The 23,128-nt window shown below is 46.6% G+C and carries 21 protein-coding genes; 4 read left to right on the top strand and 17 right to left on the bottom strand.

Annotated features, from left to right (window positions below):
* Positions 1–204: 204 nt before the first annotated feature.
* The 7 genes from ACKFKF_RS21325 to ACKFKF_RS21295 form a co-directional block, all read right to left on the bottom strand.
* Positions 205–939, bottom strand: coding sequence for a glycosyltransferase family 2 protein (locus tag ACKFKF_RS21325; protein ID WP_446869588.1), 735 nt, complete (start codon positions 937–939; stop codon positions 205–207).
* A gap of 69 nt (positions 940–1,008) precedes the next feature.
* Entirely contained in the window at positions 1,009–1,575 is a 567-nt protein-coding gene (locus ACKFKF_RS21320) for a class I SAM-dependent methyltransferase (protein ID WP_446869587.1), read from the bottom strand.
* 97 nt (positions 1,576–1,672) lie between these two features.
* A complete protein-coding gene (locus ACKFKF_RS21315) occupies positions 1,673–3,106 on the bottom strand; it encodes a hypothetical protein (RefSeq protein ID WP_446869586.1) in 1,434 nt (477 codons plus the stop codon).
* Between the two features lie 887 nt (positions 3,107–3,993).
* A complete protein-coding gene (locus ACKFKF_RS21310) occupies positions 3,994–4,173 on the bottom strand; it encodes a hypothetical protein (protein ID WP_446869585.1) in 180 nt (59 codons plus the stop codon).
* Positions 4,174–4,293: 120 nt separating this feature from the next.
* On the bottom strand, positions 4,294–4,458 hold the full coding sequence (locus tag ACKFKF_RS21305) for a hypothetical protein (RefSeq protein ID WP_446869584.1): 165 nt from the start codon (positions 4,456–4,458) through the stop codon (positions 4,294–4,296).
* Between the two features lie 174 nt (positions 4,459–4,632).
* Entirely contained in the window at positions 4,633–5,652 is a 1,020-nt protein-coding gene (locus tag ACKFKF_RS21300) for a long-chain acyl-[acyl-carrier-protein] reductase (RefSeq protein WP_446869583.1), read from the bottom strand.
* A gap of 131 nt (positions 5,653–5,783) precedes the next feature.
* Positions 5,784–6,479, bottom strand: a complete 696-nt coding sequence (locus tag ACKFKF_RS21295) for an aldehyde oxygenase (deformylating) (RefSeq protein ID WP_446857168.1) — start codon at positions 6,477–6,479, stop codon at positions 5,784–5,786.
* A gap of 288 nt (positions 6,480–6,767) precedes the next feature.
* Here ACKFKF_RS21295 and ACKFKF_RS21290 point away from each other — a divergent pair, with 288 nt between their 5' ends.
* Positions 6,768–7,595, top strand: coding sequence for a carbohydrate ABC transporter permease (locus ACKFKF_RS21290; protein WP_446869582.1), 828 nt, complete (start codon positions 6,768–6,770; stop codon positions 7,593–7,595).
* Here the strand turns inward: ACKFKF_RS21290 and ACKFKF_RS21285 are convergent.
* Positions 7,592–7,867, bottom strand: a complete 276-nt coding sequence (locus tag ACKFKF_RS21285) for a hypothetical protein (RefSeq protein WP_446869581.1) — start codon at positions 7,865–7,867, stop codon at positions 7,592–7,594. The two genes, ACKFKF_RS21290 and ACKFKF_RS21285, sit on opposite strands and share 4 nt — an antisense overlap.
* Before the next feature lie 101 nt (positions 7,868–7,968).
* Between ACKFKF_RS21285 and ACKFKF_RS21280 the strand changes: the two genes are divergently transcribed.
* A complete protein-coding gene (locus ACKFKF_RS21280) occupies positions 7,969–11,268 on the top strand; it encodes a type ISP restriction/modification enzyme (RefSeq protein ID WP_446869580.1) in 3,300 nt (1,099 codons plus the stop codon).
* Between the two features lie 356 nt (positions 11,269–11,624).
* Here ACKFKF_RS21280 and guaD read toward each other — a convergent pair whose 3' ends face one another.
* The 8 genes from guaD to ACKFKF_RS21240 form a co-directional block, all read right to left on the bottom strand.
* Positions 11,625–12,959, bottom strand: coding sequence for a guanine deaminase (gene guaD / locus ACKFKF_RS21275; protein WP_446869579.1), 1,335 nt, complete (start codon positions 12,957–12,959; stop codon positions 11,625–11,627).
* Positions 12,960–13,000: 41 nt separating this feature from the next.
* Positions 13,001–14,383 (bottom strand): glycoside hydrolase family 76 protein, encoded by a 1,383-nt coding sequence (locus ACKFKF_RS21270; protein WP_446869578.1) that lies wholly within the window; start codon positions 14,381–14,383, stop codon positions 13,001–13,003.
* A 188-nt stretch (positions 14,384–14,571) separates the two neighbouring features.
* Positions 14,572–15,285, bottom strand: a complete 714-nt coding sequence (locus tag ACKFKF_RS21265; RefSeq protein ID WP_446869577.1) for a phosphatase PAP2 family protein — start codon at positions 15,283–15,285, stop codon at positions 14,572–14,574.
* Positions 15,286–15,459: 174 nt separating this feature from the next.
* The gene (locus ACKFKF_RS21260; protein WP_446869576.1) at positions 15,460–16,359 is read right to left on the bottom strand and encodes a S66 peptidase family protein; all 900 of its coding nucleotides are present in this window, start codon (positions 16,357–16,359) and stop codon (positions 15,460–15,462) included.
* Between the two features lie 54 nt (positions 16,360–16,413).
* Complete coding sequence (locus tag ACKFKF_RS21255; RefSeq protein ID WP_446869575.1) at positions 16,414–17,493, bottom strand: glycosyltransferase family 4 protein; 1,080 nt, start codon at positions 17,491–17,493, stop codon at positions 16,414–16,416.
* Between the two features lie 168 nt (positions 17,494–17,661).
* Positions 17,662–18,849 carry a HEAT repeat domain-containing protein gene (locus ACKFKF_RS21250; RefSeq protein ID WP_446869574.1) on the bottom strand — a complete coding sequence of 396 codons (1,188 nt, stop codon included), beginning with the start codon at positions 18,847–18,849 and terminating at the stop codon, positions 17,662–17,664.
* Positions 18,850–19,213: 364 nt separating this feature from the next.
* Complete coding sequence (locus ACKFKF_RS21245; RefSeq protein ID WP_446869573.1) at positions 19,214–20,326, bottom strand: DMT family transporter; 1,113 nt, start codon at positions 20,324–20,326, stop codon at positions 19,214–19,216.
* 60 nt (positions 20,327–20,386) lie between these two features.
* Positions 20,387–20,539, bottom strand: a complete 153-nt coding sequence (locus ACKFKF_RS21240; protein ID WP_446869572.1) for a hypothetical protein — start codon at positions 20,537–20,539, stop codon at positions 20,387–20,389.
* 454 nt (positions 20,540–20,993) lie between these two features.
* Between ACKFKF_RS21240 and sppA the strand changes: the two genes are divergently transcribed.
* Together sppA and aroH are read left to right on the top strand one after the other, a co-directional pair.
* The gene (gene sppA, locus ACKFKF_RS21235) at positions 20,994–21,845 is read left to right on the top strand and encodes a signal peptide peptidase SppA (protein WP_446869571.1); all 852 of its coding nucleotides are present in this window, start codon (positions 20,994–20,996) and stop codon (positions 21,843–21,845) included.
* A gap of 140 nt (positions 21,846–21,985) precedes the next feature.
* On the top strand, positions 21,986–22,381 hold the full coding sequence (gene aroH, locus ACKFKF_RS21230) for a chorismate mutase (protein ID WP_446857156.1): 396 nt from the start codon (positions 21,986–21,988) through the stop codon (positions 22,379–22,381).
* Positions 22,382–22,595: 214 nt separating this feature from the next.
* Here the strand turns inward: aroH and ACKFKF_RS21225 are convergent, their stop codons facing one another.
* Positions 22,596–22,988, bottom strand: coding sequence for a phage holin family protein (locus ACKFKF_RS21225; RefSeq protein WP_446857155.1), 393 nt, complete (start codon positions 22,986–22,988; stop codon positions 22,596–22,598).
* Between the last annotated feature and the right edge of the window lie 140 nt (positions 22,989–23,128).

Below are 23,128 nucleotides of genomic sequence, written 5' to 3'. Positions count from 1 at the left end.
TGAATTTACTGTCCTCTCTTGCATTCCGGCTTCCTAGTTTTGTCAGTCAAGCAGTTCTTTCATGTTGCAGCGCTGAAGTTATTGACTAGGAAAGAATTTTTCTGCATGTCTCTTCACAAGAAAAACTCACTCTATTTCCTGTGTGAAAATTACCTATAGAGTTCTCAGAAAGAGGCGCAATAGGTAAGTTCTTGCCTAACATCCCTAAAATCTGCTTAAGCTTCTGGCTTGCTGAATAGAAGAAACCTTTGAGGAAAACAAGTTGTATTTAAAAATACAAACGATCGCGCGAATGCCGTCCTTCCAAGTAATTTTCTTACCTTCTTTATAAGTGCGACCGTAATAAGAAATTCCAACTTCGTAGATTCGGCAACCCATTTTTGCAACTTTCGCGGTGATTTCTGGCTCAAACCCAAATCGATTTTCCTCAATTTGAACCGCCTGGATGACCTCTCGTCGAAAAGCCTTGTAGCAAGTCTCCATATCAGTGAGATTAATATTAGTCATCATGTTAGAAAGCGTCGTTAGAAATCGATTTCCAACCATGTGCCAATAGTAAACAACCCGATGAGGCTGACTGCCCACAAACCGTGAACCAAACACCACATCCGCTTTCCCTTCTACGATCGGCTGGATCATGACCGAAAACTCTTGAGGATCATACTCAAGGTCAGCATCTTGAACGATGACAATATCCCCTGTTGCGGCTGCAAATCCTGCCCTCAAAGCCGCCCCTTTGCCACGGTTTCTAGAATGGTAGATCACTTGATTAACCTGAGATTCTACTTGAGATTTCAAAAGTTCTCGTGTACCGTCGGCGGAAAAGTCATCCACAATAATCACTTCCAGGTCTCTAATTGGTGCAGCTTTGACCGCTTCAACGACCTGCATAATGGTGCCTAACTCATTGAAACAAGGAATGATGACTGACAGTTTCATAGTGATAGATCTTCCCAAAAACACCTGTACCGACGCTCAACCCAGTTTTAAGTTTTTAGCTTGCTCAACCTATTGCGATCGCTTGACAACAGTGCAAAAGTTATTCATCCAAAACTGAAAATACTGATGTTTAAATTCCTTGAAGCTAGAGTCGTCTACTAAGACTTTTCTTAGCCTTTGGCGATCGTAGTATCGCTTGTGATCTCTAATTTCTGCTTCACTAATAATCTTTAGTTTGTAGGATAAAAACTCTAAAACAGGCTGTGACCAAACTGAGGGAACCGTGAGCACGAGTTTGCCATTGTCTCTCAAAACTCTGTGAATTTCTTGCAGAATTGGTTTTTCTTGCTCAATATGCTCTAAAACAGCCAGCATGGTGACTACATCAAAGCTGGCATCCTCGAAAGGTAGAACGCCGCCCAACATCATTTGAGTCGTTTTAAGATTTCCTGACTGCATAGTAGGCACTTTGAAATCAATGCCCACACCCTGCTTGATGCGAGGGGCGATCGTCTTCAAAAAAGCCGCTTTGGTACCGCAACCCACATCTAAAATTTCTGCGTCGGGTGGGATTTGCGAAATTACTTTTCGTAAGCGCAACCACCGCAACAACGGCTCCAATAGTGCTTCAGGCATAATTTTGAAAAAGTAGCATTCCAAAATACTCAGGATATCAGATAGTGCAAAGCTTAACCTGCTCAAAGCCATTTTGGGGTTGACGACTCACAGCGCTTTAGGTGCCGACTTTTGCAAGGATTTCTAGTAGCGATCGTCCTTCAACGTCATTCATTTCACCTGTTCCAGTGATTACTAAATCAAAAATCATTTTGTACAGACCCGCCTGTGGAGGAAAGGCGACTTCTCCCAAAGCGTTGGCTGTTTTCTGACTTCGAGGTCTTCCAGAGACATAAAGCTGACCCGATTTTATGAGTTGACCTTGCTGATCGAAAAAGCGAATCCTCACATAGACTTCGCCCAACCCGGCCCCAGTCTCATAACCTAACCATGTGGACTTTCCGGTATTTTTAACTTTTGCTTTCAATACATGAGTGGTGCCAGGAGCGACTGATAGTGAAGTTGTAATCGGCTGCTTTTTCTCATCTCTAATTTGCAGAATAGATCCTTTCAGTCCTGCTATGTAGTCTAAATTTCTGGCAGGCTTAGTAATTCTAAAAAATAAGGTTTGAGCATGTCTTTCGATTTGACTATCCCGAAGTTCCCACAGTCGCCAGGTACTTTGTGATTGGGCGTAGCTTCTATCAATTGTGATTGGAATCGCCTCCCACATGGATGTCCCAAATGCTCCCACTACTTGAACGAAAAGAGAAAATAAAAGCACAGATAAGAAGACGAAGGTTTGTATGTTGAATAAACTGCGTTTAGTCTCGTTGAGCAATTTTAAGTGAGCTACGATCGTATAGTTAATTAAAAAGCAAGCGATCGGCAAAGCATCCGTCAAGAATCTTGGGCCATAGCTATAGCCAGCCCACCAGATTTCAAAGAAGCAGTACTGAATAAAGAGCACAAGTGCAGCTAAGAAAAGGTAAAGAAGCAGTTTCTCATCTCTGTTTGACTTAAGCTTTAAGACTTGTCCCAGACCGGGAATTGCGTAAAGAACAATAGGAGAAAAAACTAGGAAACCTCTACTAGGACTCACAAGAAGTGCAGAAAATCCTTCAGCAAATCGCTTTAGAGTAAACAGATAAAGACTGCCTGCTCCACCATAACCTCCGCCAAAACTACCAAACTGGTAAAAATTCCAAATAGCACTGATCAAGACAGAGGATAAGCCCAGAAATAGAAAGAAACTTTGCTTACGGTAGGTGAATAGAGCGTAGGTTAAAATTGCCAGCAGAAAGACAATATTAGTTGGGCGAATTCCAGGCAGAAGACCGCAGAAACTGCCTGCAAGGAGTAAGAGTATCTTTTCTCGTTTTTTAGAATGGTTTACTTTTAGTAAACAGAGCAATGCGGCAAGCGTTATTAGATTGGTTGGCCCATGTTGCCAGAGTCCTTGAGAGCTAATCATCCAGGTTCCTGTTGCAAAGGCGTAAACAAAGGTGGAAACGATCGCTACAGATTTACCAAACTTGAGCTTAGATGCTAAGTAAAAGATGACTACCGAAAGGGACGCGACGATCACAGCAGCCATCTTTTCAAAAAACAAGCGATCGACTTCAAAAGCAGCGCTCGTAATATCAATTGACTGAAATCCTTTAGAGATTAGTAGGTAGATATAGAAGCAAACGTAAATTGGAAAAGTAACAATTGCGGCTCCGATCGGATAAAAGGCCGTCAAAGATCCTCGAATGTTTTCAGCAAAGAAATAGTGGTTAGCAACAAAGAATAAATAGGTATTCCTAAAATTCTCAAAGTTCAGCGTGTGGTTGATCAACCAATTGAAGGCAAGCAAGGTGTTAGGAATCGTATCACCTGCACTAATGGTTCGTCCATTTAGAAAATAGATGATGAAGCAAGCACCGAATATCAGCCACCCTTCATGTGCTAGAAAAGTACCTGAAACTTGGAGAATGTTTTTTTTGGATGACATGCTTTGAACTGCTTCTATTCAAAAGTTGAAGGAGTGATCGCTTTATCTGACTCAATAATTATCTTTAAGCTGACCTCGTAAGTAGTAGAAAATGGTCACAAGTGAGCAATGATTCTATCGATATTTTTTGCTGCTGCAAGGTTTATTTAAAGAAAATAAGTCGCTCTAGCAATCCCAAATCACTCGTGAAATGCAGACTTGATCGTGCCCCCTAAATCTCCCAACTTTGGGGGACTTTGAGGCGAGAGACTTCCTAGATTTCAAGACCCATTCCCCAGTTTCAAAGCTGGTTGACTGACAAAACTCCTGAAGCCCCCGTTTTTTGTAGGTTGGTGTTGAGCAACGCGAAACCCAACAGTCGCCTCTCTCACGTTGGGTTTCACCGAGTTCAGCCCAACCTACTGGAAAAGATCTGTCAGTCAATCAGGTTTCAAAGTCCCCCAGAATGGGGGATTTAGGGGGCGTAGCGGACTGGAACGGAGCGACAGAAATCTGTTCATGACTCATTTAGGATTGCTATAGCTGAAATTAAACTCAAAACGTTCTAAAGCATAACCCATTGTTTTACTTCGTGCTTCTATGCTTTTGATCACTGTCATTGCTAGATCATACGCATCCTCAAACATCTGTCCGGTGACCTTCATGCGCTTTGAGTTGATGCCATTGACCTCAATCTGATTCATCAAAGCACTAAGTAGAGAGCACAATAAATAAGGAGCGTGAGAATCGTCGTTTCGATCAAATAGGCTGAGGTGTAATGTCCATTGGAAGCCTCCACAAGAAAACTAAGCTTTGCCAATTCCCTAGTGGCTGGTTCTCAGGTTATCAAAGGTATAAATAAACCAGTTGAGGGCAAGCAATGTGTTGGGCACCGGATCAGCCGTCATTATCGTTTGCTCACTAAGAAAATAGATAAGAAAACACGCCAAAAAGATCAGCCACCCCTCATGAACAGAAAGGTTCTTCAAAGATTTTCTCATCAATTCTCTGCCTGCGAATTCTTGAAGTCATTATAGGGTCGAGAGAATTTGAGATGGAGACAGCGATCGACGCTATTAAAACTCTCCCCTTCTAACCAAAAAAATAGACGGATGCAAGATCCGCCCGTTCACTTAAAAGATTGTTAGAGGGTAGAGCAATTCTTAGATTAACAACGGTCGGAACCCGTGTTTTACCGACGCTTCGCCGATTTGCTCCATCTTTTCGATCGTGATCCGGTTTCTTCCCCAAGAAAAGTTAGTGTGCCACTTCTCAAATTCCAGCAGCATTGATTCCGCAAAACAGGCGAACAGTTGACGAGCAGGCACATCCATATTGACAATGCTCATGATTCGCCAGTCAATATCGAGGGAGTGTTCGACAATGCCACCATTCAACACGGTAATGCCAGGATGCTGGATTTTGGTGCCCAGATTTTTGGGGTAGCCGCCGTCGATCAGCAAGCAAGGCTGTTTGAGAACGGTTGGATCGATTTCAACACCTTTGGGCATACTGGCGACCCAAACGATGATGTCCGCTTGGGGCAGAGCTTCTTCTAGTCCGACAATTTTGCCGCGGCCAAGTTCGGCCTGCAATTCCTGCAACCGCTCCTGGTTACGGGCGATCAGCAACAACTCAGTGACATCCGTTCGAGCATCAAGCCAGCGACAGACTGCGCTGCCAATATCACCCGTCGCCCCGCAAACGGCCACCGTCGCCTCAGATAGATTGATTCCAAGCTGTTTGGCGGCTTGCTCGACCTGACGGCAGATAATATAGGCGGTATGAGTGTTGCCCGTCGTGAAGCGATCGAACTCCAGCATGACGTTGCGGACTTGTCGAATCTGCTGCAAATTGAAGTTTTCAAAGATGATCGATGAGAACCCCCCCAGGGCTGTGATGTCGATACCGTGCTTTTGGGCGTGAGCCATCGCGTTGATTACTTTGCGCGTCGCGGCTTTGATCCGACGAGTCGCCAACATTTCGGGCAAGAAACAAGACTCGACGTATCGACCCTCAATTTTTTGTCCGGTGGCACTGGTGACCGTAATGTTGTCAACAATCTGGGGCGGGGCACTGCACCAAAAATCTAACCCCTGGTCAGCGTATTCTGGATACCCTAACTCTCTTGCAACCGATTGAGCGTGTTCTAGACTTGTGAGATGACCAATTAGACCAAACATCGACAGATATGGTAGCAGCCCGTGGATGGCTGAGATGGGTGAGTAGGAAGGGATGAGGGAGAGCTTTGCCCTGCATTCGCGAGGAGGGATGAGGGAAGCGATCGCAATCCTTACATCCCCTGTGAATCCTTTTAGACGGTTGCGAGTCCGTAGGCAGACATTTTCATGATGTCACGGGTGGTAAAGCCGATGTTGCTCAGGGCTTCGCCGTATTGAATCATGAAGTCTTCGACAAGTGCCTCGCGCTCCATGCCGAGAACTTTGGCATCGGTTTCGACCTGGTTGAGCATCTTCCAGACGATCGGCAAATTCTGCTTGTTGGCGGCTTCGAGTTCTGCTTTAGAAGCTTCAAAATTTGCTTTTAGCCATTCTTCACCATAGTTAAGGTGAGTGTATTCGTCCTTGACTACGCCTTCAGTGATTTTGCGGGCAAAGTCGTCGGCTACGGGGATGTAGATGTTGTAGGCGGCGATCGCAAAGCATTCAATGATCAACGACTGAATCAGCAGGCAGGTGACGACGTTTCCTTGGGCGGCCGCAGTTTGAAAATTCTCGTGGAGTTGTGAGAAAAACTGACGGGCAAATTCCATGTCTGGGGTGACTTTGAGGTTGCGTCCACAGGCTTCAAAGCCTTTTTTGTGGCGGTTCTCCATTTTTGCCAAGCCGAAGAGTTGATCTTTATCATCAGGCAGAAAGTCCGCCAATCGCTGATAATTTTCGTGGGCTTCTTGCTCGCCTTCAATGACGATCGCGTTGATGCGGCTGTAGGCATCTTTGTAAAGCTCGCTGTGGAAGTCAATCTCTGGGGTCGCCTCAAGTTGCGGCATAGAACAATTGTCTCCTGGTCGTGGATAAGTCGGGGTAAGCCGATTTTGGGACTGTAAGGGTTAGGGAAAATGGGGTTCTTAACTCCAGTCTGCTCCCACTCTACACTTTACCGTCTCTGGTTAAGATGAGGCTGAGAATCGTTAAATTCTGCTCTGATGGTGCAGTTGAGAGCTAAAATGCCAGTCTGGTGAATTTGGGTCGTTCAAGCGTTAAGTGTAGCTTGTGACGATGAACTTTTCTTAATTTTTCTATCAAGAACCGTTTCATCGATCCATCAAAGGAAATTTATGCAGCGAGAAAGTTCCTTCGATCGAGCCGCTTTCAGTGTAAATACCTTGAGTGTGCAATGGCTCAGTTTGTTCCTGCTAGTTTTGGGCGCAATTTTGGTGCTGTTGCCCTTGAGCGTGATGGCGGGAATGTCGTTGACCAAAACGGGGGGCGGCTGGACGTTTGACCACTATCGAGAAGCGTGGGAGCGGGGCGGTTTTTTGCTGGCGTTCGCCAATTCGACCTTTGTGGCGCTGGCGGTGACGGCAATTCAAATGGTTACATCGGCGTTGGCAGGTTATGCGCTGGCGCGGCTGCAATTTCGAGGCAAGCAGGCTTTATTGTTGGTCATTTTGACGACATTGGTGATTCCGTTTCAAATTCTGGTGATTCCTATTTTTTTGGTGTTGAAATGGGGGCATTTGATTAACACGTATGGCGCTTTGATTTTGCCGACAGCGGTGAATGGATTTGGGATCTTTTTGATGCGGCAATATTTTCAGACGATTCCGATCGAGCTAGAAGAAGCGGCCATGTTGGATGGAGCTAATCGGTTTCAGATTCTTTGGAGAATTATGCTGCCGTTGTCTCGTCCGGCTTTGGTGACGCTGTTCCTATTTACCTTTATTGGCGAGTGGAATGATCTATTTAAACCGCTGGTGTTTACGACGCGATCGAGCCTCCGGACAGTGCAGCTTGCGTTGGCGGGCTTTCAAGAACAGTTCACGAACAATTGGACGCTAATGATGGCGGCGGTCGTGATTGCGACGATTCCGGTTGTTCTCTTATTTTTGTTAGGTCAACGGCAACTAATTCGCGGGGTGGCGGCCACGGGGATTAAGAATTAGATTAGGGCGCTTTTTGCTTCGTTGTTTGAGTTTTCTGCCCCCCAACCCTCCATTCTGAGGGACTTTAGGATGTTCAGGAGCCGCGATCGCTGTTCTAAAGTGTGCAATTGGAGTAATTTACTCGGCCTTTCGAGTTCTGAAGTCAAATGATGGAGTTCTGAGGTCGAAACTTTGAGTTCTGAAGTCAAATGATGGAGTTCTGAGGTCGAAGTTTTGAGTTCTGAAGTCAAATGATGGAGTTCTGAGGTCGAAGTTTCGAGTTCTGAGGTCAAAGTTTCAAGCAAGAAGGTTGGCCTTTCGAGTTCTGAGGTCAAATGATGGAGTTCTGAGGTCGAAACTTTGGGGGTCGAAGCTGATATTTCAGGATTTGAGGGTGGAAGATGGAGAATTAAGTGGGAACACTGAAGCGGCGGAAGGCGTTTACCAAAAGTTCACCAATTACACCGGGGCTGAGAGCATAATGTCATCTTTCTCGTTTGATGTTTATCTAAAGTCAATTCAAAAGAATCTGCAAAAGGGCAGTGAGCGCAGCCATTACCCAGCATTAAAAGATTTGTTGGATGATCCTGCTGTTGGAATTGATGCGGTGATCGAGGAAAAAGGCAACAAAGCAGGGATTCCAGACTTTACGGTTAAGCGACGAGACTTGTTGGTGGGCTATGTAGAAGCCAAGGACGTTGGATTAGATCTGGATCAGATTGAGAAATCAGAGCAGTTGCAGCGTTATCTCGAAGCCTTTCCTAATTTGGTGTTGACCAATTATCTAGAGTTTCGCTGGTATGTCAACGGCAAGCGCAGGCTAAAAGAAGCTTTAGCTGATCGCAATGGTAATAAGCTGCAAGTTAGAGAAACTAACACGATCGCGGCTCTGCTGGATCAGTTTCTCAACTACACGGGCGAGATCATTAGCAGTCCTGAAGACTTGGCGCGACAGATGGCGAGGTTGACGAAGGCGATTAAGTTGGCGACATCAACGGCACTTGGGCTAGAAGAATCTCAGGGCGAGTTGCATCAGTTAAAGCAGGGGTTTAGTGAGGTGTTGTTGCCCGATTTGAATGATGCTGACTTTGCGGATATGTATGCTCAGACGATTTCTTATGGGCTATTTGCGGCAAGGGTGGGTCATGCTCAAAATTCAGGAAGTGATACGTTTACTCGGCGCACGGCGGGCACTTACATTCCGGCAACGAACCCGTTTTTGAAGCGGTTGTTTAATACGATCGTAGAAACCGATGCAATTAGTCAAATTGATTGGGCGATCGATGATCTGGTGCAAGTGCTGTCTCAGGTCGATATGGGCAGCATTTTAGAAGATTTTGGGCGGCGGACTCGTCAAGAAGATCCGGTTGTGCATTTTTATGAGACATTTTTGGCGGCGTACAATGCGGCTTTGCGAAAGAGTCGGGGCGTTTATTACACACCGGAGCCTGTGGTGTCTTTTATTGTGCGATCGGTGGATGCGATTCTCAAAGATCGCTTTGATCTGCCGTTGGGGTTGGCTGATAATGCCAAAGACCCGGTGACGCAAAAGCCGAGGGTGCAAATCCTTGACCCAGCCACGGGGACGGGCACATTTTTGTATGAAGTGGTCAAGCAGATTTATCGAAATTTAGAAGAAATCGGCATGGCCAATCAGTGGGATAGCTATGTCAAAGATAATTTGCTGAATCGGTTGTTTGGCTTTGAGTTGTTGATGGCTCCTTATGCGATCGCTCATCTCAAACTCGGTCTACAACTGCAAGAGTTGGGCTATCAATTTAAGGGCAAACAGCGATTAGGCATCTACCTCACGAATACGCTGGACGAGGCCCTCAAAAAATCAGAGATCTTGTTTGGTCAGTTTGTCGCCCAAGAAGCCAACGAAGCCTCAGTAGTGAAGAAAAACGCACCGATTATGGTGATTTTGGGAAATCCACCGTATTCGGGAAGCTCTCAAAATGCTAGTAAGCGGAAGAGAATTGCAAAGGCTAATGAAAGCTATTTAGCTGACATTAGATACACAGGAAGAGTTTGGGAGAAAATCGTAAAAACAGCGAAAAAGCCTCAAGAAATTACTGAGCTAACTTACATTGGTGAGCTTTTGGAGCGTTACAAAGGCAGAGTTCGGAAGGAAGGTGAGAAAAACATATCACCTCTAGACAATGACTACCTAAAATTTATTTGCTTTGCTCATCATCGTGTTGAACAGACAGGCTATGGAGTGGTTGGATATATTACTGCAAGCTCTTATCTAAATGGTTTAATTCACCGTGGAGTTAGAGAGGAACTCTTAAAGACATTTGATCAGTTTTATGTAATGGATTTACATGGAATACCGGATCAGAACTGTCCTGATGGAAGTCCTGATCGAAACGTTTTTGATATCAAAGAGGGCGTATCCATCGTAATTGGAGTTAAGGATAATAACCCATCTGTAAAAGAGCCTAAGAAGTTGTCAAAAGTTGCCTACTATGATTTGTGGGGTAAGCGCCAAGAGAAGTATAATTTCCTCTCTAGTGCTGACATTGAATCTGTAGAATGGCAAGAAATACAGCCATTACCACCAAACTACTTTTTTGCTCCTAAAGACTTTAGCTTAGGCGATGAGTACCAAAGTCTGGTAATTGTGACGGATATTTTTAGTCTCTATAAAAATGGTATTCAGTCAGGTCACGATGATTTTGCCGTTTCTCTAGAAGAAACTACACTCACAATTCGGCTAAAAGATTTCTACTCTAATCAAATTAGTAACAGCGAAATACAATCAAAGTACGGCTTAAAGGACAAAGCAGGATGGGTATTTGAAAAAGAGCGTAATGCAGCTATTACAGAAGGATATATATCAGACTTACTTAAGCGCTACTTTTATAGACCTTTTGATAATCGTTGGATATACTTCAGCAAAAGGACTTTAAAGCGACCAGTCAAGGATGTAATGCAACATCTACTGCAAGAAAATACAGCTTTAATACTTTGTAGACAGCAAGTAGAACTAGGGTTTGATCACGTTTTTGTGACTAACCTATTAGGTGATTGCAATGCAATTTCTATTGAGTCGCGAGAATTCAACTATTACTTTCCTCTTTATCTTCATCCTGATACTGACAATCAGCAAGGCAATTTATTCGCTGAAAGATCTCCAAATTTCTCTTTAGAGTTCATTGCAGCAATTCGAGAGAAGCTTGGCTATGTGCCGACTCCAGAGACCATCTTTTACTACATCTACGCCATCTTCCACAGCCCCACTTATCGCCAACGCTACGCCGAGTTTCTCAAAATCGACTTTCCCCGCGTACCTCTGACCAGCAACGATCAATTATTCAAAGACTTGGGTGCAAAAGGCGAAGAATTAGTCGCTCTACACCTGATGAAATCAAAAAAACTCAACAAACTGATCACCATACTGGGCGGCGATGGCGACAATGCCGTAACCGAAGTTACCTACAAACCGTCCGAACAGCGAATTTATATCAACAAAAACCGCTACTTTGAAGGCATCACCCCTGACGTTTGGGAATTTAAGATCGGTGGTTATCAAGTCCTAGACAAATGGCTAAAAGATCGCAAAAAAGCCAAACGCACCTTATCTTTTGACGACGTATTGCACTATCAAAAAGTTGTCGTTGCTCTCAAAGAAACCATGCAGACCATGCAAGCGATTGATCAATTGATTCCTGGCTTCCCGATCAAGTAACCCTTATTGTGAAACATCACCAGGAGAAACTAATGTGAGCATCAGCCCTAAAAAGCAACTATTAAAAGAGATAGAAAAGCATCCGATTCTATACTTAAAGAAGTACTAGATTTTTTGCTGTTTATCAAATCTAGAGAACTTGAACAAACGCAATTAGAAATTAGCTTATCTAGTGAATCCAGTTTGGCGGAAGATTGGCTGACCCCTAAAGCTGACCCCTAAAGAGGATGAAGCGTGGCAGCATTTGTAAAACACTCAATGAAGGGTCAGTATTGATCTACAGTGTTGATCTACAGCGCACTAATTCCAAACGTATCGTAATTGACGTTGTTAATACTGGCAAGGTTATCCATCAGTTAAACGCGCTGGTAGGTCAGCTCTCCCGCCACATAGGTCGCACAAACAGCCCGATCGTCTCCCATTATTACCAGACTAAACACTTTATCGGCGAGTTCATCCAGTGTAGTAGCGGTTGCGATCGGGTTGCGGAAAGCCATAACTGGAGTCGATCGCGTATCCAATACAGTAAAATCTGCCTCTTTTCCAACTTCAAAATTGCCGATTTTGTCATCAAGTGATAGTGCCCTGGCTCCGCCCAACGTCATCAAAAACAGTGCCTTAAAGGGAGAAAGATTTTGTTGGCGCATTTGAGCAATTTTGTAAGCTTCATTTGCTGTTTGCAGCATCGAAAAGCTAGTCCCCCCGCCAACATCTGTGCCCAACCCCAACTTGACCGGGTGTTCAACGGATTTTGCTTGCTCAATTCTAAACAGTCCGCTCCCCAAAAATAAGTTAGAAGTAGGACAAAACGCGATCGCTGCTTCGGTCTCTGAGAGCCGCCGAAACTCTTCATCTGTAAGCTGGACACCGTGGGCGAAGACGGAGCGATCGTGAACTAATCCGGCGCGATCGTAGACATCTAAATAGCCCGCAGCATCGGGAAAAAGTTCTTTTACCCAGACCACTTCATCGACATTTTCAGACAAGTGGGTGTGCAGATAAACATCCGGAAACTCTGCTAACAGTTTGCCTGCGAGACGCAGTTGTTCATCACTGGAGGTAATCGCAAATCGGGGCGTAATCGCGTAGAGCAATCGGCCGTTTTTGTGCCATTTCTCGATCAGTTGTTTGCTTTCTTGATAAGAGGTTTCGGCGGTGTCACACAGGTAGTCAGGCGCATGGCGATCCATCATAACTTTGCCTGCAATCATCCGCAGATTTCGCTGACTGGCTTCTTCAAAAAAAGCCTCTACCGATTCGGGGAAAACAGCCGCAAACACAAGCGCCGTTGTTGTTCCATTCTTCAACAATTCATCTAAAAAGAAACTTGCCACTTTTTGAGCATAGGACTTATTGTTAAACTTACCTTCAACTGGAAAGGTATATTGATTTAACCATCCTAAAAGCTGTTCGCCATATGCCGCAATCATTTCGGTCTGTGGAAAGTGAAGATGAGTATCAATAAACCCAGGCACAATCAAGCGATCGACATAGGAAACCACTTCAATATCCGAATAGCGATCGCAAAGCTGTTGATAAGCTCCCAGTTCTTTCACATAGCCATCTTCTAAAACTAACAGCCCATCGGCTAAGTAGCGAACACAGTCTGACTCATTCACATAAAAAGGATCATCGATAAAATCTAGAAAAGCACCGCGAATAGCCAGCGATCGTGCAGGTGAATTAACCATCAAAATATCCAGGTAAAAGTATCCAGGTAATTGAACAAACGTTACGATCGTGGCTCAATTCGCATTTCATCTAACGTTAATGAATTTTGGCTGCCTTTGAGCGCATTAAAGATAATAGACACGGTATTCTCGCCAGCATTCAGCCAGACATTAGAAACGGTGGTCTCGTTCCAGGTCTGACCTTGTGGAAAAATCTGATTATCTACGACCTTTTTACCATTAGCATAAACATATCGAGATGCATTTCCCTCAATCGTCGCATAGCGAAACTTAAGATCATACTTTCCAGAACAAGAAACTTTGACATTAAAGGTCACAGAATCGTTGTTAACTGTACTTTTAACATACCCAGCCCCCCGAAATCCTGGCTCGATCGCTGCCTGCTTTGCTCCAGATAACATTGCATTCTCAGCCTGATAGATTCCCGTGGTTCCCAGCAAGATTGCCGCATTCACAGCATCCATCGCAGAACTTTGTCGAGATGCATCCGCCTGATCAAACTCGCCCGCCCAGCTTAAACCAAATTGGTTACTACGATCGCGCCGTGACCAGATCGCCGCCGCATTTTGCGTTATAAAATCTTTGTACTCAGGCTTGGGTAACGTCTGGTAAAGGTCAGACAAATTTCGCATAAAAATCCCCTTAAACTGCGGCCCATCAGCTCCACAATCCCGATTGATTTCACAGGGTTCCTGTAAGATGCCATTGGGTGCCAGCTTTTGAATTGCAGCATCGGCGATCGCTTCTGCCTGAGCCAACAAGGTCGGATCTTTTGTGCTGTGATACAAGTCTACTAACCCACCCAAAATCACGCCCTGATTATATGTCCAAATTGTTTTACCATTATTCCGGCAAGCATCATCTAAACCATCATTCACCAAGTTGTCAGAGTTGATCATTCCGGTGTTTCTAAACCATTCCCATTCTCGTTGTGCCCAGTTTAGATAATAGACTGCTTCAGCTTGAGTAGATGATCGTCTATGGAGTTTAGCTGCGATCGACAAAAACAATTCATTCGTAATCGCATTTTTGTATTGTCGGCGTTTGTGCCACCAGATTCCACCGCCGCAGGTTGCATCCCAGCCTTGGGTCATATTCTCAAAGATGGTTTTTGACATCTCTAGATAGCGACGTTGACCCGTTACATCGTAGGCTCTAATCCAAGTTAGCGCCCACCAGCCTTCGTCATCATAAAACCAGGGATTGAGAAAGTTAGTGTGCTTGTTTTTCTCAAAGGTATTGAACACATTGCCCCGATAAGGAATTGTCTGAGTGATCGTCGCATAGTCGATCGTCGTCTCCAAAGCATTTGCCGAATTCCACCAACCTGTTGTATTCCATAGCCCTGTCGAGAGATTATAGAAAGCTTGCAGAGCAGCCATTCCAGCCGCCACACTCGGAGAACAACTTCCCGGAACAACCATTCTCTATTGCCTCGCTGAACCTAAATAGGCGATCTAATATTACAGATCTTCAGTCGCTTATATATAACTATTTTTAGTCAATCACTAGCGACTAGAGACTTGCAGACAAATGATATCCCAATGTAGAAGCATAGTGTAGAGGCATAGCAATGTCATGCCCTTAGCGGAATCCACTTTTAACGGGTGCTTTATTTATTGGGTGTTTCTTTTAGTCGAGGTTGAGTCGATCGCGGTCTGATCAACAAACTTACGCCGATTGCCCAGGCGATCGAAACCAGCCATCCAGCCAAAACATCACTGGGATAATGCACACCCAGATAGAGACGAGTCCATCCGATCGTCAGCACAAATACGGCTCCCCCAATTAGCACCCACCATCGCCATCGAGTGTTCCAGGTCAAAATAACCAGGGTGGCAACCAGCGTCATACTTGACATCGCATGTCCGCTCGGAAACCCGTAATCAAACTCCGGAGCGGGCGACTGCCACAAGCGCGGACGAACTCGATGAAGCAGTGCTTTTGCAGTTCGATTGATCAGAATGCTTCCTGTTAGCGTCGTGACCAGATAAGCCAATGAGTGCCATCGTCGTTTGACTAGCAATATCAATCCTGTGACGATCGCAATCGGAAACACGCCCAAAAAGACTCCCAACTTGGTGAGAAAGGTCGCGATCGCATCGAGTTGTGGCTGGCTAGTCGAGTGAATCGCCAAAAGAATCGGTACATCCCAAGGAAAGCCGCCCTGATGCTCCCAAACATCTTCTGCCAGTTCTCCAAAAAATTGCAGAGGCAAAAAGACTCCAATCAGCAACAGGATTAGGGATTTGCGACGCGCAATTAGTACATACTTGAGAAACTTGAGAAAAGACTGAAACAGTTTGGGGAGACCAGAGTCAAGCATTCATGGAAGTACAGGGTTAGAACAGAGGTTGGAAAGCTCCTACTTGCTTAAAGTTAGGCGATCGCTCCTTTAAACCCATCAATCTGGAGTGATAAGAATGGGCATTAGATGACCTTCAGATAGAATTTTTGGCATGGTAACCCCAGTGGACAATTGCATAGAATTCACGTTAACTTAGCCTTCGTTTGGGAAGCTGAGAATTCCTTGATCGCCATCCAACAAAGCGGGGATTCCGACGGGCAGCGCGGCATTTTCGCCATCGTGACCAAAGGGCAGATCGGAAACGATCGGAATCTCCAAATCCCCTAATCGATCGCGCACCACTTCTTCAACGCTAAAGCTCGGAACGCTAGCAGGTGGCTCACATTGGCTAAATCTTCCTAATGCAATGCCGCGAATTTGGTGAAAGGCACCACTCGATCGCCACTGGGTCAACATTCGATCAATCCGATAGGGCGCTTCGCTCACATCTTCTAGCGCTAAAATCACACCCGCCAAATCAGGCTGTAAGGGCGTATTCAAAAGATGGGTCGCCACGGTCAAATTTGCGGGCAGCAACAATCCGGTCGCTTGTCCGTTTCCCCAACCTGTGCCTTGAATGGGGGGTAATACTGTCTTCTCAAGCCAATCAAATAATCGTCGCGTTGACCAATCTGGCTCGGTGGCGATCGTCGTCAATAAAGGAGCATGAATGCCCGAAATTCCCTGCTGACTGAAACTCCACAGCAAGCTTGTAATGTCTGAGAAGCCAATCAGCCACTTGGGTTTACTGATCGGCAGCGTCCAATTTTCGAGCAGTCTCGCCCCGCCATATCCGCCTCTAGCGCAGAGAATGCCACGACAAGCAGGATCTTTGAGGGCCGTTTCTAGCTGAGTGCGGCGGGCTTGGTCAGTGCCAGCGAGATAGCCCCAGCGATCGTCAAACCCATCGCTTAATTGAATCTGATAGCCTCGATCGCGCCACACTTCAATCCCTTTCTCAAAAGCAGAAAATTCTCGTAACGTACCACTCGGCGCAATCACCCGCAGCAGATCACCCGGTTTTAGCGGTGGTGGAATTTGGCAAGGCTTCATGGGGAGAGGGATGAGGGAGGAGGGAGGAGGGACGAATGTAGGATGGCTTTTGGTTTAGCGTATCAGGTCGGCAAACCAGGATTCTAGACGATCGCCGAAGGCTTCGAGAGAATAGTGGGCTTGGGCTTGTTGGCGGCAGAGCGTACGATCGAGGGCATCGATTTTCTTGATGGCGGACACCAATCCATCCACGCTATCGGGTTCGACGAGCCAGCCTGTTTCACCATCGCGCACAATTTCTGAGGGGCCACCGCGACGATAGGCAATCACCGGAACGCCACAAGCCAGGGACTCGATCGCCACATTGCCAAATGCCTCTACCCACCGCGGAGTCATTAACAAAGCTCTCGATTCTCCCAAAACTTGCTGTAGCTCACGGGTTGAGAGAAATCCCCCATACTCAACGGGCGCACCTGGATGGTCAATCAATATCTTTTGCCAGTAGTCTTCATCCTGGATCACGCCCCAGATTTTGAGCGGAATTCCCACCCTTTCAGCGGCCGCCACTGCATCTTCTAGCCCTTTTTCGGGGGCAATCCGACCGACCCAGGCAAGCTGATTTTTGGGCTGAGAACAAAACTGATAAAGCGACAAATCAAAGCCGTTTTGCAAGTTGCGACAGTGATTTTTGAATCGAAACGTCTCGGCCTGAGCCAAACTGTGAACCCCGATCGTTCCTTCAAATTCAAGCGCGACTTTCTCAATGATCTGATCCATCGCCTCCGTTAGCGAACCCATACTCACTAGATGAGCGATCGGGCGCTCAAAAAACGGAGTCAAATAAAACGGCAGCCAATCGTAAGCAAAATTAAACAGGAGATCATACTCGTGCTGTACCTGACGCGCATAGTCCCACATATTCCCCAGGACAGAATTTTGAGGAATCGTCACCAGCGCATCGCGTCCTTGAGTTTGAGCCGTGATTTGAAGTGTGCCAGCGATCGACACGAGAGAAACGCCTTCTAAGACTGACCCTTGTGGAGCGACGATCGTCAAAGAATGACCTCGCTGACTCAACGCCTGAGCCACACTCTTGAGCGTCAACTCGACACCCCCACCTAACCCCGACCCCAGCGCACCAACCGAGGTAGACAACAACAATATTTTGAGCGGTTTTTGAAAAAAATGAGACACAAAAAGAAGGGATGAGGGATGAAGAATGAAGCCAAACGGACTTAGAACTTTCTCACAGATACACCCTATCCTCAAATCAACCCATTATGTAGCGCACCCTTGCAGTAACTCGAAGCAATCCCTCATCCCTCATCCCTCATTCCTCATCCCTCATTCCTCATCCCTCTCTTACGGCAAACTCTCCGGCGGACTCACCGAATTTTTGAGCGCAGGCAGACTCTCCATTCCTGGTACAGTCCGAATTCGATTTAATTGCCCCAGGGCCCAACGGGCTGTCTCCTGAACCTCTTGATCGGGATCGTCAGTCGCTTTGTGTAACAGATGACTGATTTGAGCCACCATGTCATAGACTCGCGTCAGGTCGCGAATCGCATTTTTCCGAACGTCTGCATTCTCGTCCTGGAGCGAAATCGCCAACGCTCGACTCAGCGGTTTGAGTGTCCGAGTTCCAATTTCTGAGAGCGCTGAGAGAATCAAACTTCGCTGCTTTGAGTCAGAGTCAAGCATCAAATCAACCATCGGCTGGACTGCGCGCGTGTCTCCTCGTTGACCCAATTCCCAAATGACCTTTTGCCGTTTGGCCGGATCAGGTGTCCGAAGGTCTCGAATCAACTCATCGACGATGTTAATTTTCGCCAGCCGAGTCGTTTCTGAAACCTTGGGTGTTTCTGTGACATAACTCATGGGTGGTTCTGTATGCTGTGGAAGGGTTTCCGAAACGGTGACTGTCGTGTGACCGTGACCGTTGGAATTAGAGTGCCCCTTGAGCGCAGCCGAATCACTTACCCCATTTTCTGAGTGGTCTACAGGAGACTCACTGGGTCGATCGTGCGATTCTTCAGAAGATTCAACCAAAGCGTCCGGTAATGGCTGTTCTGGTTGGGTAGGTCGATCGACTGGTTTTCTGCGCCTCCAGGCTAACAAGCCGACTCCGCCCATCAAAAGCGCGCCCCCGATCGCGCCTGGTATCATCCATCCTGGTGCATTCTCTGATTTTTGAGGCTCATCCGCTTTGGCTAACTTGGCCTCTGGCAGACTCGTCGCTTTTTGAAACTTACTGACCGCCTCCGCCGTACTTTGTTCGTAGATGCCCGTAATTTCGCCGTCAAAGTAGCCCAAGAGCTTGAGGGTTTTTTGCAGCTTGCTCACCTGGGGGCCTTGAGCGCCGATCGTCAATTCTGTCTGACCAGCGTCTTGAGAAGGGGCTTGAGCAAATTGGAGCGCTTTGGGGGAAATCTGGGCAACCGCGTTTTTTGGGGTTGTCAATTCACCTGCAAAACTGGCTGCTGGTTTGGAGGCGACCGTCATACACACGGCGCAAGCGATGAATAAAAAACCAGGGCAACGAGAAATCATAGGCTGACCCAAAAGGGGGGTGCGACTAGCGTATCAACAAAGGGGGGGAAGTTCTTTTAGCTAGCTCAATCCTAACCGCCAGATCAATATAGTGCCCTCAAAAAGTTTGGCACCTACACAGAAATGATAATCCGTCAACTAGTGATCAGTCTTCCGCCAACGATCTCAAATTCAATGGAATCGTCATCTGTAGGGTGTATTGAGTCATGCGAAACGCAGCGATTCTGTCTGAGGGTAAGTTTTGAGCAGCTTAATGCACCCTATGTAATCTTTGGGGTTATTAAGTTTACAGGTGGTGCTCTTTGAGACTGGTGGTGCGTTTCGCATTGCCCAACACACCCTACGGGATTTTAACTACACAGGCTTAGGGCAATCTTTCGGGTTCAGTTTCGACGACGGCCAACGGCACTCCCGCGATTTCACTGGTTTCTGGTTGTGCTGACAGAGAACTATTCTTGAGCGCGTCCGATTGATCCGGAGAAACTTCTTCAGAGAACGATCGCTTTAATTTCTCAGTCAAGACTTCTCGCTGATTGATTAGATAAATGCTCACCAGCGTCAAACTCACGCCTACCCACTGAAGCGGACTCAGCACTTCAGACAAAAATAGATTGCCAAACAGCAGGGCAAACACGGGAGTCAAAAAGGTCAGCGAACTCAAACTGGTCAGACTGCCGCTGGAAGCAAAGTAAAAAAATAAACCGTAGGCGATCGCGCTGCCAAAAATTGTCGAATAAGCCAGCGCCGCCCAGTTAGCACTACTCAAATGAATCCACTGATCGGACTCAAGCTGACTCGATAGCCCAAAGAGCGGCAGTCCTCCCAAAATCATGTGCCACCCCGTCGCGCTCACTGGGTCGGCATACCGACAAACGTAGCGAACTAAGACGGTTCCGACTGCCATCGACAGGGCCGCCAACAGCATGAGCCACTGTCCGTTATCAAATAGGTTCAAGACAAAATTCATTCCTGAGAAATTATCTAGAACCCACCGCCCCTGAGCGATCGACTGCACGGCTGACGAAATCCATTCCTCCGGTAGCCCCAGCAAACTGATTCCGAGAACGCCGATCGTCAGCCCCAGCCAACCCCACAAGCCGATTTTTTCGCCAAATAGCCACAGGGCCATCAAGGCAACGGCCAGCGGTTGAGAGTCAATCATCACTGACCCCAGACCTGCCCCGGTTCTCATCAGTCCTTGAGCGAGAAATCCTTGAAAAAGTGCGCCATCGACGATCGCAAACAGCGAAATCCACAGCCACGCTGCCCAGCCCTTGGGTTGAGGTCGTTCCATCCAGGTGGTCGCTATCAGCACCATCACTCCCGCAGGCACGAGCCTCACTCCCGCTAAAAAGAACGGAGTCGTCTGCGGAATCACTCCTTTCATGGCGACCATTGCCGTGCCCCAAAGAAAGAAGGGTGCAATCAGCAGCAACGGCGCAAAGGGAAGTCGAGATTCAGTAATCTTCAAGTGCATGGGATTTGCTGATGAGGGGGTTGAGCTTATTGTATTTAATTATGTAGTTCTATGAAGCACTTAATCATTTTTGAGGTTCAAGTTAATACCCCACACGCCACACGCTGATTGACTGACAAATTTCTCGTAGTTTTGTAGAACCCTGCAAAGTGCGATCGCTAAAATCACCTCAAACTGACCACGGAACAGCAGCGCTTTAAGAATTTTGTCCATCAATCCGCCTCAAACCTGAAATCTTTTTGTTCAGAACACGATCGTTGCCATCTGAAATTGAAACGTTGGAGTTCAAAACACGATCGTTCCTATCTGAAATTGAAACGTTCCCGTTTGAAATCGAAACGTTGCGGTTCAGAACACGATCGTTCCTATTTGAAATAGAAATGTTGTGGTTCAGAACACGATCGTTGCCATCTGAAATTGAAATGTTGGGGTTTGAAGGGCGATCGTTCCGCTTGACGAAGGGGTTCTTTCTGGACTGGCTAAAAAATCTCTGATCATTTCACAGCCTCTTCGCGAAGCATCACCGCTGAACCTGTCCGTGACAGCCACCTAGCGACAGAAATTAGAAGTTTGTCCGTCAACCAGCCTCACGCTTCACTCCTCACACCTCACCTCCAAATGAGGCACACTAGAATTTGGTCATCCACACTACATTGTGCAAACTCCTATGCTTCGGCTCTTTAAGCCCCGGTCTCGTAAACAAATTGCTCGAATTGAAATCAATGGCGCGATCGCGGGCGCAACTCGAAAGCGTGTTTTAGAAGCGCTCAAAACCGTTGAAGAAAGAAAGTTTCCTGCCCTGCTGCTGAGAATTGACAGTCCAGGAGGAACCGTGGGCGACTCGCAGGAGATTTATAGTGCGCTGAGAAAGTTGCAGGAAAAGGTCAAAATCGTTGCAAGCTTTGGCAATATTTCCGCATCTGGCGGGGTCTACATCGGCATGGGTGCCCAACATATCGTGGCCAATCCAGGAACGATCACAGGCAGCATTGGCGTAATTCTGCGGGGCAATAATCTGGAACGGTTGCTGGAGAAAGTTGGCGTTTCCTTTAAGGTGATCAAATCGGGGCCTTACAAAGATATTTTGGCGTTCGATCGCGAACTCACCGACCCCGAAAAAATCATTCTGCAAGACTTGATTGACATCAGCTATTCTCAATTTGTGCAGACGGTCGCTGAGTCGCGCAATCTACCCAACGAGACGGTGAGAACCTTTGCTGATGGGCGCGTCTTTACGGGTGAGCAGGCCGTAACCTTGGGACTGGTCGATCGACTCGGCACCGAAGAAGACGCGCGTCGCTGGGCGGCCGAACTCGTAGGTCTCGACCCCGAAAAAACCAAATGCTTCACCTTTGAAGAAAAGAAACCCCTCGTCAATCGCCTCACCTCTAACAACAGCCTGATCAGTAACCGCCTGACTAGAGCGATCGACACCGTTCCTGGACTGTCAGCGGGAATGGACTGGCTAGAATTTGAACTCTCGACCAGTGGGCTTCCTCTGTGGCTTTATCGTCCCTAATGGCGGCGGGAATTGAGCGGGAGTTATCACGACCTTCAGGTTGACATTGCATCAAATCTCAGATCCTCACTCCCCATTCCTGACTTCCCTCTCTTACAATTGAACGGCTAACAGTCTAGAGAAAACCTGGAGGATGAGACGTGCAGTGGAGAGTTCGAGCGATTCGTGGAGCGACAACGGCTTCGGCAAACACCGTCGAGGCGATTCGAGAAGCAGTGACGGAGTTGATGGACGAGTTAGAGGCTCACAATCGGCTTGACCCCGACGAGATTATTAGCGCAACCTTTTCGGTGACTCGTGACCTGGATGCAATTTTTCCGGCGGCGATCGCTCGTCAGCGTCCCCACTGGGATAATGTGCCGCTTTTGGATGTTCAACAAATGTATGTAGAAGGAAGTTTAGAGCGTTGTATTCGCTTTTTGATTCACTTTAATACACCCGATCCCAATGTCAGAATTCACCATCCCTATCTTCGACAAGCCAGAGATCTAAGACCCGATTGGTTAATGGCTCAAGTTGGAAATTCTTCAAATTAAGAACCATTTGATAAAAACAAAACTTTAGGGACATCGGCCTTCAAAGCCTTGTCCCTAAAGTTTTAAATTACGGTAGCTACCCTATTTGAGTTGTGAGAATTCGGTGGTTAGCATTTAGTAATCAGTTGTTGATCGAAGGCAAATAACTAATGACTAAGAACCCATCTTTTAACAATTCTCACAACTCATTCAGGATTGCTCTATCAGCCAAACGTTAAACATCAGTGGTCAGATTAGTGCTTTTGAGATCAACGTTGCGTTCTGCAAAGTATTTGTTGAGGAAGGTGCTGGCAAACGACAGGATCACGGGTGCCAGAATAAAAGAAACCGGCCCATGAACGCTAAATCCAGGCGTGATTGCAGCCGCTAACGAGAAGCAGATTCCATTCACAACCAGCGTAAACAAACCCAGCGTTAGAAAGTTGATCGGCAAGGTCAGCAGTGTCAAAATTGGTTTGATAAAGGCGTTGACTAGCCCGATCGCGACCCCTGCCACCAAAGCCGCCACAAATGATTGAATATTAACGCCAGGAAGCACAATGTCTGTAACCAGCAAACTCAGAGCGGTCGCCAACAGCGTAAAGAGATAACCGAGATAATTCTTCATTTCTTGAACCTCAATTTCATCAATAGTTAATTCTTCTATTCATAATTTTTGCGGATCGATTATCCAACAGCCTCCACACACAGACAGATTTCGCAGACTAGACCCTACAAAAAAAGGACACCGGATTGCGATGTCCCATT

The sequence above is a fragment of the Phormidesmis sp. 146-12 genome (assembly GCF_052939495.1).
The sequence above is the reverse complement of the archived record's forward strand: the minus strand, read 5'-3'. Positions and strand labels throughout refer to the sequence as shown.